Genomic DNA, 12,665 nt, shown 5'->3' with positions numbered 1-12,665 from the left:
TGTTGCTTACTGTGGACCCGCCCCGGCTCCGTTGTTGCTCGGGTGACGAGTGTCGACGACGGCCGAACGGTTCACCCGCCGCCGACAATGAGAAGGTTCCGAGGCATCTCCCGTTGGCCGTGCCCTCTCGGTCTTCTCTCAGCTCAGTGGGCGGGCGCGGCCTCGGCGGGTGTTGTTTTCCCCTCGGGAGTGAGCATGGCCGCCCATCACTACGAGTCGGACGTCGTGGAGGGCCTTGAGGTCGTCGAGGGGGTTGGCGCCCAGCACCACGAGATCGGCACGGTAGCCGGGGTACAGGCGGCCCGTGTCGCCGTCGATACGGAGGGCTCGGGCGGCTTCGGTGGTGGCTGCGGCGATGACGTCTCGCCTGGACAGTCCGATGTACTCGAAGAACTCCAGGCTGGAGGCGAGGCCGTCGAACCCGGAGCGGGGTACGCCCGCGTCGGTTCCGGCGATCAGGCGCACGCCTCGTTCGGCCATTCGGCGTGCCGGTGAGAACACCTCGTGGGCCCGCTCCGGGCCGATGCGCTCGGCGAACGCATGCCAGTTGGGGTGTGTGGCAGGGCATACGTGGATGTCCTCGGCGAGGAGACGCGCGACGAGGTCCTCGCGTAGATCGACGCCGCCGCTCTCCGTCATCCAGGTGCAGTGTTCGATGGTGTCGACGCCTGCGGCGATCGCGGCGGCGATTCCGCCGGTGCCGTGCGCGTGCGCGGCCACCGGGAGGCCGGCGTGGTGGGCTTCCTCGACCGCTGCGGTGAGTTCCTCCGCGGTGAACTGCAGTGCCCAGATGGGCGGTCCGTCGGCGGTGAGGCCACCGCCGGTCGCCATCACCTTGATGACGTCCGCTCCCTGACGTGCCTGGTGGCGTACGGCTTCTCGGATCTGGTTGGGGCCCTGTGCCTCGCCGCCGAGGAACCAGCAGTGACCGCGATGCGAGGTGAGGGGTGTCCCGGCTGCGAGGATGCGCGGGCCGATGGTCCGGCCCGCCGCTATGTCATCGCGCAGGCGTATGGCCAGGCCGTTGCGGTCGCCGAGGTCGCGGGCGGTGGTGACGCCGGAGTTCAGGAGCTGACGGGCACGGCTTTCCATGGCCGTGAGGAGTGCGGTGTCGTCGCTCTCGTGTAGCGAGGTGACGGGATCGGGGCCGGCGTCGAAGGCCAGGTGGACGTGGCTGTTGATGAGTCCGGGCAGCACGGTGGCATCAGGGAAGGACAGCGTGCGGTAACCCGGCCGGGCCTGTGCCTGGACGGTCGCGCGGCTGCCGGCCGCGACGATGACGGGGCCGTCTATGAGGACCGCGGCGTCGTCCACCTGCGGCGCGTCGGGGGTGAGGAGCATGTGCCCTGCGGTGATGAGGAGTTGTTCGGTCACGTCGATTCCTGTGGAAGGTCCTTGTGCTGCCCGTGCCCTGCGTGGCGGGAGGCGCGGCGGTTCAGTGCGTCGGAGAGTTTGACGAGTTGCCGCACGTCCGCGTCCAGACCCTGCGCGTGCGGGACTGCCACCGCGATGGCGCCGTACGGGGCCTTCCGGCCTTCCGCCTGGGCGCGGAGGGCGTGGTGGAGTTGGTCTGCCAGGACCTCGGCCGATGTGTCGGAGAGGTCCATGGCGGTCGTCTCCACCTGTCCGAGGTAGGGGCTGATGCGTACCAGCCCGTCTCGGCACTCGATGGCGCGGCGGTAATAGCGGCGGTCCACGCTTCGAGGGCGGCGTGGCAGAGTCCAGGGGCTGACACGGTCGTGGTGCAGGGCGTCTTGGGGGTATGTCTCGTGCAGCAGGCTCCACAGCGGGTACAGCCGGTGGTACATGCTGCGTCGCTGTCGGCGTATGCGCATGACCGACAGCCGGGCATGAGCGGCCGGGTACCCGGCGCCGATGAGGAACAGGGGGATCGCCACGGCGATCAGATGACCGGAGACCGTCGTGATGGCCGGTGTGACGGAGCCCCCGCGCCAGCGAACCACGGTCAGCGCCGCCCGGATCGCACTCGCGAGGCCGATGACAGCGAGGGCGGCGGCCATCAGCCACAGGCCCAGGGTCAGGGAGCGCCGGGTCGAGGCTCGGGCGTACTGCCAGGTCCAGCGCAACGCCATGGCCAAGGCGTAGACGAGGTACAGATTCGCTATGAGGTAGAAGGCGGCGAGCGCACCGACGGTCATGTCGGCACGGTCATAGCTTTCCCCGGTGTCGTGACCGGAAGCCGCCACCGTGGCCAGTGAGATGCCCAGAATCGCGAGGCCGAGCGGGATCGCTTCCCGGCGCGCACCGTCCAACGGGTACCCGTCTCGCACTTGACGAATGTGAGCTCGCCGCGCACTTCCGGAGCGGACATCGGCCACGCTCGGGCGCTGGCCGAGCTGGACACACCCTTGCCGCCGGTCGTTGTGCACCGGGACACCATGCGTGTCCTCGACGGTGTGCACCGGATCCAGGCCGCAGTGCTGCGCGGCCAAAGTGACGTCGAGGTCCGCTACTTCGACGGCAGCGAGGACGAGGCGTTCATTCTCGCCGTGCAGCTCAACTCGGCTCACGGCAAACCGCTCTCCTTCGCCGAGCGTACCGCCGCCGCACAGCGGATCATCGCGGCACACCCCGACTGGTCCGACCGCCGCATCGCGGCTGTGGCCTGCATGGCGCCGAAGACCGTGGCGGCCATCCGCGAGCGTTCGACCGAGGACGGGGCCCGGTTGAACACGGAATCCGGCACGAGAATCGGGGCGGACGGGCGCGAGCGCCCAGTGAACCCGGCCGAACGGCGCCTACGCGCAGGCGAGTTACTGGCCAGGAGCCCCAACGCCCCCTTGCGGCGGATCGCGCAGCAGGCCGGCGTCTCCCTGGCCACGGCGAGTGACGTACGCCGACGCGTCCTGCAAGGTCAGGACGTGCTCCCGCCAAGGCTCAGGCGCAACGGAGCGGAGACCGACGGTCGCCGGAGTGGCGCCGGGCCCCCTGAAAGCGGTCAACGGCCCTGCTCCGGCTCGCCGGAGCCGTCCTTCCCCGAGGCCGCCCCTGCCGTGCTGGAGGGGCTGCAGCGGGACCCCTCTGTGCGCCACTCCGTATCAGGCCGTCTTCTCCTGCGGCTGCTGGGCGCCCACCCGTCCGGACCGGCCGAGTGGCAGCGGCTGGTGCGCGGCATCCCTTCCCATCGGGCCGCTCCGGTGGCGCGCGTGGCACGCGGCTACGCAGAAGCCTGGCTCCAGATCGCCCGGATCCTGGAGCGGGATCTCTGAGCTGAGTCGAATTTTCCCGGCTGTCGACGACGAGTTCATCGTCGCCAACAGCCGGGATTTTTTGTTTTCGACTTCACTGGCCTCGCACAGGAATGCACTGTTCCGAATTCTTGTTCGCGAAATCAATTGAGTCGCCAAAATTCCCTGCTTACTGTTCAGGGGTCCACTTCCTGGCCGGATGGCGAGGCGGGCCCCCCTGTCTTCGTTCGAAATGTCGGCCACCTTTAAATTGAAAGGGTGTGAACCAAGCGTGACGCTCACAGCGGACTATTCCTCACTGCGTGAACGCGCCGGTGCCATCGTGGCGATGGCGGTCGCCCGCGCGTGGAAGGACGAGGAGTACCGACAGGACCTCGTGGCGAGGCCGAAGGCCGTTCTCGCCGAAGAGGGCTTCGTGTGCCCGGACGGTGTCGACCTGGAGACAGTCCAGGACACTCCGGCCGCCAAGTACGTCAGCCTGCCGCCCGACGCGGCCGACAGCATCACGGCCGTCTCCCTGGTCGAGCAGGCCCTTCCGCTGGAGGCCGGCCGTGAACTGCGGCTGGTGCAGAGCAGTGACACCAACTGGTACATCGTGCTGCCGCAGGCTCCGGCCGGCCTTCAGCTGGAGGGCACGCCGGAGCTGGTGATCAACCGCGCCGCGGCCGTCGAGAACGGCTGGGTGTGGACCGTGGCGGACGTGGTCGTCGCGGCGGAGGCCGCAGCCGCGGCGGTCGCCGTCGTCGTGGTGACCTGAGCGGCGCACGGTGTACAGGTGAGAGCCGTGATGGAGCGTTCTGAGCCGTAGCGGCGGGCCGGGGGCGGCGCAAGTCGGCCCCCGGCATTCACCAAGGCGTAGGGCGGCCGTCCCAGGCGGCCCGTTCACAGATGCGCGCCGCGCCTTCGGCGTGCCGTTTTTTCGACATCCCATTACGGAAGTGAGGGGTCATGGCCGGGACTGTTCTGGACAATGAATTTCACGCGCTGCTCGGTAATTCTTCCGGAGTTCCATCCGACTACGTGCGGGAGGTCGCGTGGACGAAGCGGACCCTGGAGCGATGGCTCGTCGACAAGACCTTCCGTGACCGCTTTTCGGAGGATCCGGCCGCGGCCCTGAAGGAAATCGGCTCACCGCTGACTCCGGGCCAGGTTCTGCCGTTCCTCGGTGAGGAGGAGCCTACGGACGGCGAAACCCGCGAACTCCCCCTCTCTGCGCGCCGCTACCGGGCCTTTCTCCAGGAGAAGCTGAACCACCGTGCCCAGCTGCGGGCCCACGGTCAGACGACGACGGACCGGCGCATGGCCGCGTGGCGAGCCCGGCAGATGAAACGGTGCGTGGGCGAACTCGGTGCCTCCCGTTCGCAGGCCATCGTGCACGCGCCCGCCGCGTTCGAACTGTCCAAGGGCTGCACCGTAGGCTGCTGGTTCTGCGGCGTCGCAGCCCCCAAGTTCGACCACACCTGGCCGCACAGCGAAGAGAACGCGGCGCTGTGGCGCGAGACCCTCCAGGTGATGGCGGCGACCGTCGGGGAGCCGATGCGGGACGCGTTCCTGTACTGGGCCACCGATCCGTTGGACAACCCGGACTACGAGCACTTCCTCACCGTGTTCCACGACATCCTCGGTCAGTGCCCGCAGACCACCACGGCGATCGGGCACAAGGATGTGGAGCGCACCCGGCGGCTGCTGGAGCTGGCACGTGCCCGCGGGTCCAAGGTCGACCGCTTCTCGATCATCGCCGTCAGCGCCCTGAACCGGGTCCATGAAGCGTTCACCGCGGAGGAGTTGCTGCACGTCGAGTGCATCCCGCAGAACAAGGGGGCGGCCAAGTCGTTTCGGAAGTCCAACTCCGGCCGGGCTCGGAAGTTCGCGCACAAGCGCAGTGACGAGATGGTGCCCGAGGAGTCCAGCTCGACGATCGCGTGCGTGTCGGGATTCCTGTTCAACATGGTCGACCGCAGCGTCCAGCTGATCACGCCGTGCGACGCGTCCGACCGCTGGCCCCTGGGCTACTGGGTCCTGGACCAGGGCACGTTCGACACCGGCGCGGAGCTGAGCGAACTGGTCGAGAACATGATCGCCCAGAACATGCGGACCCGGCTGCGCCTACAGGACTCGGTGCGGCTGCGCCCGGACGTGAAGGTGAGCGTGGCGGACGGGGAACTGCGCGCGCTCTCCCGCGGACAGCGCCTGACCCTCGCCCAGGCGGACCTGGACGACCTCGCCGAGTGCCTGACCCAGGGCATGGACAGTGCCGAGGACCTCGCCGTACGCCGCGAGAGGCGGGTCGGGGTTCCCCTGGTGCAGACCCTTTCCTGGCTCAACTCGCTCTTTGACGAGGGGCTGCTCGACGAGGAGCCCGAGCCTCCCGCCAACAAGCCCGCCCCGGTGACGCTGGGGATGCCGACCAAGGCCGCCTCATGACGGCCGTCTCCCCGGCGGCACAGCGTCCATCGGGGGCGGTGGGCTCACCAACCTCGCCGGTGGTCGAGGCCCAGCGGCTCCACTTCGACACCCCCCTGGAGCTGAGCTGTGGCCGTACCCTGCCCGCATTCGACATCTCCTTCGAGACGTACGGGCAGTTGGCCCCGGACGGCGGCAACGCGATCCTGGTCTGCCACTCGCTCACCAAGGGCGCCCACGCCGCGGGCCGCCGAACACCCCAGGACCCCCACCCGGGCTGGTGGGACGCGGCGATCGGCCCCGGCCGCATGCTCGACACCGACCGCTACTTCGTCATCAGCTCGGACGTCCTCGCCGGCGGCGACTCGACCGGACCGGCCAGTGCTGACCCGGCCACCGGCCGTCCCTACGCAGCCACCTTCCCCGTCGTCACCATCGAGGACATGGTCAACGCCCAGCACCGGCTGGTCGAACGCCTCGGCATCACGCGCCTGCACACGGTCATCGGCGGCTGCTTCGGCGGCCAGCAGGCACTGCAGTGGGCCATCTCCCACCCCGACGCCGTCCGCAACACCGTCATCATCGGGACCGGGCCCGACACCTCGGCACACACGATCGCGATCTTCTCCGTGATGCGCCACCTCATCCGAAGCGACCCGCACTTCAACGACGGCGACTACTACGCCGGCCCCGGCCCGCGCCTCGGCCTGGGCGGCGCCCTCGTGGCCGCCGTCCCCGTGTGGATGAGCCGCGACGCGATGGGACAGCGGTTCGCCCGCCGCACCATCACAGGGCAACGCCGTCAGTACACCCTGCGCCCGGAATTCGAGGTCGAGGCGTTCCTCGACCGGATCGCGAACCAGCAGCGCCCTGCGATCGATCCCAACTCGCTGCTGCACCTGATGCGCGCCGAAGAGTACTTCGACCTGCCCGGCCAGTACGGAAGCCTACAGACGGCGCTCCTGCCCGTGCAGGCCCGCACTCTGTTCGTCAGCTACGGCTCCGACTGGCGCTACCCGCCCGAAGAGGCCGAGAGCATGCACCAGACCCTGCTGCGGCAGGGCACACCGTCGCGGCACGCGATCTTGGACAGTGCGCTGGGACACGGCGGGTTCCTCTACGAGGTGGGCACCCTCGCCCAGGAGGTCACCCCCTTCCTGGCCGAGGCCGAAGGGAACGACCGATGACCCCCGCACCGCAGTGGCACGCGCTGGCATGGGAGCAGGTGTGCCGCCACATCGACGGGCTGTCGCTGGGCACCACCATGGTCGCCCTGCACCGGCATGGCGTCCTGACCGAACTTCTCGGCGACGCACCCGTGACCGTGGACGACCTCGCCCACCACACGGGCGCCAATCCCGGCTACCTGCACGTTGCCCTCGGCCTGCTCGCCAACCAGGGCTGGCTCACGCCGCACGCCGCCGAAGGCCCCCTCGACACACTGACCTACCAGGCCACCCCGCTCGGCGGGACCGTCGTGAAAGAACTCGCGGCCCACTACGCGCCGGCAACCGCCTTCCTTCCTCTCGCACAACGGCTGGGCCGGGTCCTGTTCGGCGCACGCGCCCCGGAGAGCGAACGCGAACTCGTCGCGGCCCGCGACCTGATGCGCGCCGAATGGCACGTGCCCGGCGCGCTGCGCCCCGTCACCGCCAGACTCCAGGTACTGGCTCACCTGGACGGCCACCTCACCGCCCCGGTGATGGTCCATCTGGCCAAGCACGACCTGCTGGACGCCGACAAGGGCATCCCCCTCACCACTGACGGCCGGATCAACCCCCGCGTACTGAAAACGATGTGCGAGATCCTCGCGCACCAGGGGTGGGCCGTCCTGGACGACGACGCCGACAGAGCCCACCTCACCCCGCTCGGTACCGCCGCCGCAGCCTGTGCCCGCCAGTACTGGCATCCCGTCAGTTACCTGCCCACCTTCCAAAACGTGGACCGCCTGCTGTTCGGCAATCCGGACGCGACGGACGCCACCACCGACGAGGACGATCACCTCGATCGCGAACTGGACATCGTCTTCAGCGGGGACGTGTTCACCGCCACCTGCCAAGACCCCTTCCTGGACGTGTGCCTGCCCCTCTTCGACGGGCCCGATCCGGCACAGCAGCCTGCGCTCGTCATCGACTCCGGATGCGGGGACGGCACACTGCTCCACGCCCTTTACACCGCGATACGCGACCGTACGCAGCGGGGCAAACAGCTCGGCGAGCACCCGCTGGTCATGGTCGGCGTCGAGCCCAGCCCGGTGGCCCGGCGCATCACCGCCGAGCGGCTCGCGCAGGCAGGCATCCCCCATCTGGTCATCGACGGCGACATCACCGCGCCCGAGGAGACGGCCCGCGCACTGGCGGCTCACGGACTGGATGCGACCGACGCCCTGCACGTCAGCAAATCCGTCATCCACGACCGCAACTACCGCTCCCAGGAAGACCAACACATCTCAGGGGAAACTGCGCCGCCCCGCATGCTCCGCTTCTTCTCGACCGCCGACGGGCAGGCCATCACCCCACACGCCATGGCCCATGATCTGGCCGCACACTTCCACAGCTGGCGGCCGTTCGCGCACCGCCACGGGCTCGTCGTCATCGAGGCGCACGCCACGAGCACGGCCCAGGCCGCGTCGCTCAACGGCCGCACTCTGGCCACCGACCTCGACGCGACACACGGCTACTCCCACCAATACCCCGTCGAACCCCAGGTGTTCGCCTGGGCCGCCGAAGCGGCTGGATTCCACCGCGTTCAACATCACGACCTTGGCGCCGCGCACACCGGACATACGATGCTGACCATCGACCACTTCACCACGCGGGAGAATCGATGACCGTACTGTCCGCCGACGGGATCCGCGCCGGGTACCGCGGACGGCCGGTACTGCACGACGTGACCATGGACCTCGGCCCGGGCGTGCACGTCCTCCTGGGACCCAACGGAGCCGGCAAGACCACGCTCTTCCGCGTTCTGGCCGGGGTGCTCAGTCCCACCGCCGGACACGTGACGATCGCCGGACGCGACCCGCACCACGACCCGGGCGCCAAGCGACTGATCTCCGTGACCGCGCACCGGGCCGCGCTCTCACCACAGTTGACCGTGGCCGACAACCTCGGCTACTGGGCCCGCGTCCTCGACCTGCCCGCCCCACTGCGCGCGCAGCGCATCACCGAGGTTACCGCCGCACTCCAACTGCACGACCTCATCAACCGCAACGCCGGAACCCTCAGCCGCGGACAGACCCAACGCGTCGCCCTGGCCAAGGCCCTGCTCTGCGATCCGCCCGTCCTGCTCCTGGACGAACCCACCACGGGCATGGACCCCACCGCGACCGCAGACCTCAGGAACGGCTGTGGCACCTGGCCGCGGACGGTCGCACGATCCTCGCCTCCACCCACAACATGGACGAGGCCCAGACACTCGCCGACGACGTCCTCGTGCTCAGCGGCGGCGGCATCATCGGCCGCGGCACCCCCGCACAACTGCGTGAGGAGTTCCTCGGCCGCGGCCTGCGCCTGCGCATCCGCACCCGCCTCGACCCGACCGAAACACTCCGCGGCCTCGGCCACGACCCGGCCCCCGGACGCGACGGCGCTCTGCTGGTCGACGTCGGCGACGAGGACGAGGCCGAGACGCTCATCGCGGAGCTTGTCCGCAGCGGCGTCGGACTCAGGGAAGCCGCCCACGCCGGCAACACCCTCGAAGACATCTTCCTGCGCCTCGACGACCGAACGCAGCACCAGCCCGCCTACCAGACCTGGGACCAGCAGTGACGGCACCGGCCGCAGCCCCCCGCCCCTTCGCGCTCACCCACGCCCTGCTGTGGCGCCTGCTCCACGAGGGACGACGCCACCTGCTCGGCCCCCTCCTGCCCTTCGTCGCGGTCCTCGCCCTCATGCTGCTCACCTCGCTGCGCGGCAGCGGCGCGATCAACGGCGCCGGATCCTTCCTCGACGTGGCCGCGCGCTACACCAGCGGCGGGCACGCCCTGACCGTCGGCATCCTGCTGACCATGGGCCCGGCACTGGCGGCGCTCTTCAACTCCGTATCCGTCACCCGCGCGGTACAGGGCCTGGTGGGCGCGGAAGTCACCCGAGGCGGCCTGGAAGAACTCCTGAGCGCCCCGTACACGCCACGGCGCATCACCACCGCTGTCCTCGGCTACATGGCAGCCGCGGCGACCGGATTCTGGGCCGCCTACATGGCCATCGTGGCCGTGGCGACCTTCCTCGTCGTGGCCACGACCTCGGCACAGTTGCACCTGAGCGCCGCCTACACAACGCTTTCCCTGCTCTTCCCGCTGCTCATCGCCCTGACCAGCGGCAGTCTCGCCCTGCTGGTCAGCCTCCTGTTCCCCCGGCTCACCCAGATCGGCGGCGCCGCGGGCCTGTCCGGCGGAAACCTGGGCAACCTCGTCGCCATGCTGCCCGCGGTCGGCTCCCTGTTCGTGCTGACCTACGGGCTGCCCCGCCTGGGAGCCGCCCGGCTGTTGCTGGCCGCCGGAGGCGGCACGTTCCTCATCGCGGTGGTGTCCGTGACTGTTGTCGCGGCCTGTTTCCGCCCCGAGAACGTCCTCGACTCCTGACCGGGGGCACAGCTCACCCCTGCCCTCGCCCCCACTCCAAACAATTCTGTCTGCAAGGAGACTCAGCCGATGGCCGGCAAAGCAATCGTCCAATGCTCAGCGGGACACCTGTTCACCGCGACCTGGCTCCCCCTGATCGGCATCAAGTCGCTGCGCATCACGCCCAGTCGGCGCTACGCACGGTGCCCGGTCGAACGGCACTGGGGCATGGTGACCAAGATCGATGCCGCGCATCTCACCGAACCGCAACTCATCGCGGCCCAAGCCCACGACGCGGGACTCCAGTAACACCGCCCTCGGCTGCGAAGAGGGCCCCGAGCGACGCATTCCCCCGGGGCCGCCATCCACAGTGCCACACGTTCGCCGACACCCGTGAGAGGGGGACCATGCGCGGCATTCACCACAAGGCCCGTCCTGTACGCAGACTGCTGCGGTTGCCACCTCGCCAGGACCCGGCCCAACAGGCCCCTCCAAGGCTCGTACGCGAACTGACACACGGCAGGGGCGCCGTACTGTCCCTGGCTCTCGTACTCGCCCTGCTGTCCACGATCGCCTCGCTCGCGGTGCCGTGGTTCGTGAAGGACCTCATCACCAAGCTCGGTCGCCATGAGAGCCTGGTTGCCGTGGCGCTGTTGATGGCCGGCTGTGCCCTCGGTGGCGCCGCCGCGTCGACGGCGAGCTCCTACCTGCTCCAGCGAGCCGGCGAGGCCATGATCCTCAACCTCCGGTCGAAGGCGATGACACACGGACTGCGCCTGCCACTGCGCACCGTCCGCGAACAAGGCACGGGAACGCTTGTCGCACGCGTGACGTCCGACGCCGTACTCCTGCGGTCCCTGGTCGACACAGGAGTGGTCCAACTCCCGGTGGCGGGCACGACCGTCGTCCTCACGCTCGGCGTGATGGGGTACCTGGACTGGGTCCTGGCCGCTCTCACGATCGGCGTCTTCACCGCGGTCGGGATCACGGTGGGCTGGGTCGTCGTGCGGGTGCGGCGCAACATCGTCGCCCAGCAGACCTCATTGGGTGCCCTCTCGCAGCGCTTCACCGCCGTGCTGACCTCGCTGGCCACCATCAAGGCATACCGGGCAGAAGACCGCACAGCGCGCGCACTGCGCGACGACGCGGCCGAACTCGGACAGCGCGCCCTGGCGGGTGCCCGTCTCCAATCGCTGCTCAGCCCGGTGATGGGCCTCGGGCAGCAGATCGCCCTGGTGGGCGTGATCGTGATCGGCGGGGCGCGGATGGCCTCGGGCGACCTGAGCATCCCGGACTTCGCCGCGTTCCTCCTCTACCTCATGCAACTCGCAGGCCCCGTCATGTTGTTGGTGACCGGCGTCAACCGGATCCAGTCGGGGTTCGCCGCCCGCGAACGGTTCACCACGCTCCTGGCACTGGAGCAGGAGCCCGATCAGGCACGGGAAGCAGGCCCGGAGATGCTCCCCCTGCCCACGGTCACCGCCGGGCCCGCCCTCGCCCTGCGCGACGTACATGCTGGTTATGACGGGTCCCCGGCCCTGCGCGGCGTTACCTTCGCTGTCCCCGAGGTCGGGCTCACGGCGCTCGTCGGGCACTCGGGAGCCGGCAAGTCCACGGTGCTCGGCCTCGTGGAGCGGTTCCTCGACGCGGACTCGGGCCAGGTGGAGATATTCGGGCGCGACGTACAGAAATGGCCGCTCAGCGCGCTGCGGGAACAACTGGCCTACGTCGACCAGTACTTCACGCTCCTGGAAGGCCGCGTCCGGGACAATCTCCTCCTCGGGCAGCAGGATCCGGACGCCGTGCCGCAGAAACACATCATGGCCGTACTTGACGCGGTGGGGCTACGCGCGGACATCGAAGCGCTGCCTCAGGGGCTCGACACGGTGATCGGCCGAGCCACCGATCTCTCCGGCGGCCAGCGCCAACGCCTCGCACTGGCCCGGGGGCTGCTGGCCCCCGCACCCCTCCTCCTGCTCGACGAACCGACCTCCCAGCTCGACGGCATCAACGAGCAGCGACTGCGTACGGCGATGACCACCGAGTCTCGGAGGCGTGCGGTTCTCGTCGTGGCGCACCGACTCTCCACCGTCCGCCACGCGGACCATGTGGTCCTCCTGGACCGAGGGCAGGTCGTCGACGCGGGAGGGCACGACGCGCTCATGGAACGATGCGGGGCGTACCGGGAGCTGGTCCACTCGCAGTCCTGGGCGGCTTGACCTCCGACTCGGCGGCACCGACAACGCGGCGCCGGTGAACGCTCCCGCCGTCGAACCCGTACTCCAGGTTGTTGTCCGGCGTCGCGAAAGGTGCTGCTCCTTCGCGCTGCGCCCGACCTGGTATCCGGCCAGCCCGACCGAACAGGTCAAACTCAGCGTGGTCGACGAGGAGTTCGTGGCTCGGCACGAGGTCGTGCGGAAGGGCGTGACCCTGCGCCTGTATGTGCGCAGGGCGCCCACGCAGGGCCGGCCGGGTGGTCGACCAGGGCCTGT

General features: G+C 69.4%; 11 protein-coding genes and 1 pseudogene. 10 read left to right on the top strand and 2 right to left on the bottom strand.

Annotated elements, in window-relative coordinates:
• Nucleotides 1-138: 138 nt before the first annotated feature.
• Both OG390_RS20130 and OG390_RS20125 read right to left on the bottom strand, forming a co-directional pair.
• Nucleotides 139-1,374 carry an amidohydrolase family protein gene (locus OG390_RS20130; protein ID WP_406169773.1) on the bottom strand — a complete coding sequence of 412 codons (1,236 nt, stop codon included), beginning with the start codon at nt 1,372-1,374 and terminating at the stop codon, nt 139-141.
• A complete protein-coding gene (locus tag OG390_RS20125) occupies nt 1,371-2,291 on the bottom strand; it encodes an MAB_1171c family putative transporter (protein WP_406169771.1) in 921 nt (306 codons plus the stop codon). The genes OG390_RS20130 and OG390_RS20125 overlap by 4 nt, the downstream gene beginning before the upstream one ends.
• On the opposite strand from OG390_RS20125, the gene OG390_RS20120 reads away from it, so the two are divergent.
• The 10 genes and pseudogenes from OG390_RS20120 to OG390_RS20075 all read left to right on the top strand — a co-directional run bounded on the left by OG390_RS20120 (nt 2,292) and on the right by OG390_RS20075 (nt 12,392).
• On the top strand, nt 2,292-3,230 hold the full coding sequence (locus OG390_RS20120) for a ParB/RepB/Spo0J family partition protein (RefSeq protein WP_406169769.1): 939 nt from the start codon (nt 2,292-2,294) through the stop codon (nt 3,228-3,230). It abuts the gene before it with no gap.
• 250 nt (nt 3,231-3,480) lie between these two features.
• Nucleotides 3,481-3,966: a hypothetical protein gene (locus OG390_RS20115; protein ID WP_406169767.1), complete on the top strand. Its 486-nt coding sequence runs from the start codon at nt 3,481-3,483 to the stop codon at nt 3,964-3,966.
• Between the two features lie 191 nt (nt 3,967-4,157).
• The gene (locus OG390_RS20110) at nt 4,158-5,633 is read left to right on the top strand and encodes a radical SAM family RiPP maturation amino acid epimerase (protein ID WP_406169765.1); all 1,476 of its coding nucleotides are present in this window, start codon (nt 4,158-4,160) and stop codon (nt 5,631-5,633) included.
• Nucleotides 5,630-6,799, top strand: a complete 1,170-nt coding sequence (locus OG390_RS20105; protein ID WP_406169763.1) for a homoserine O-acetyltransferase — start codon at nt 5,630-5,632, stop codon at nt 6,797-6,799. Before OG390_RS20110 ends, OG390_RS20105 begins: the two co-directional genes overlap by 4 nt.
• A complete protein-coding gene (locus OG390_RS20100; protein ID WP_406169761.1) occupies nt 6,796-8,442 on the top strand; it encodes a hypothetical protein in 1,647 nt (548 codons plus the stop codon). The genes OG390_RS20105 and OG390_RS20100 overlap by 4 nt, the downstream gene beginning before the upstream one ends.
• Nucleotides 8,439-8,909, top strand: a pseudogene (locus OG390_RS20095) (ATP-binding cassette domain-containing protein); the annotation flags it as partial. The gene OG390_RS20100 and the pseudogene OG390_RS20095, both read left to right, overlap by 4 nt.
• A 101-nt stretch (nt 8,910-9,010) precedes the next feature.
• Complete coding sequence (locus OG390_RS20090) at nt 9,011-9,382, top strand: hypothetical protein (protein WP_406169759.1); 372 nt, start codon at nt 9,011-9,013, stop codon at nt 9,380-9,382.
• A complete protein-coding gene (locus OG390_RS20085) occupies nt 9,379-10,194 on the top strand; it encodes a hypothetical protein (RefSeq protein WP_406169757.1) in 816 nt (271 codons plus the stop codon). The genes OG390_RS20090 and OG390_RS20085 overlap by 4 nt, the downstream gene beginning before the upstream one ends.
• A 69-nt stretch (nt 10,195-10,263) precedes the next feature.
• A complete protein-coding gene (locus OG390_RS20080) occupies nt 10,264-10,482 on the top strand; it encodes a hypothetical protein (protein WP_406169755.1) in 219 nt (72 codons plus the stop codon).
• Between the two features lie 98 nt (nt 10,483-10,580).
• Nucleotides 10,581-12,392 (top strand): ABC transporter ATP-binding protein, encoded by a 1,812-nt coding sequence (locus OG390_RS20075; RefSeq protein ID WP_406177757.1) that lies wholly within the window; start codon nt 10,581-10,583, stop codon nt 12,390-12,392.
• Nucleotides 12,393-12,665 lie beyond the last annotated feature (273 nt).

This window comes from Streptomyces sp. NBC_00996 (assembly GCF_045162675.1).
GTDB lineage: Bacteria > Actinomycetota > Actinomycetes > Streptomycetales > Streptomycetaceae > Streptomyces.
The sequence above is the reverse complement of the archived record's forward strand: the minus strand, read 5'-3'. Positions and strand labels throughout refer to the sequence as shown.

Coding starts and splice junctions, on each gene's coding strand:
- OG390_RS20110 (WP_406169765.1), top strand. CDS start 4,158: ATGGCCGGGACTGTTCTGGACAATGAATTTCACGCGCTGCTCGGTAAT.
- OG390_RS20105 (WP_406169763.1), top strand. CDS start 5,630: ATGACGGCCGTCTCCCCGGCGGCACAGCGTCCATCGGGGGCGGTGGGC.
- OG390_RS20100 (WP_406169761.1), top strand. CDS start 6,796: ATGACCCCCGCACCGCAGTGGCACGCGCTGGCATGGGAGCAGGTGTGC.
- OG390_RS20090 (WP_406169759.1), top strand. CDS start 9,011: ATGGACGAGGCCCAGACACTCGCCGACGACGTCCTCGTGCTCAGCGGC.
- OG390_RS20080 (WP_406169755.1), top strand. CDS start 10,264: ATGGCCGGCAAAGCAATCGTCCAATGCTCAGCGGGACACCTGTTCACC.
- OG390_RS20075 (WP_406177757.1), top strand. CDS start 10,581: ATGCGCGGCATTCACCACAAGGCCCGTCCTGTACGCAGACTGCTGCGG.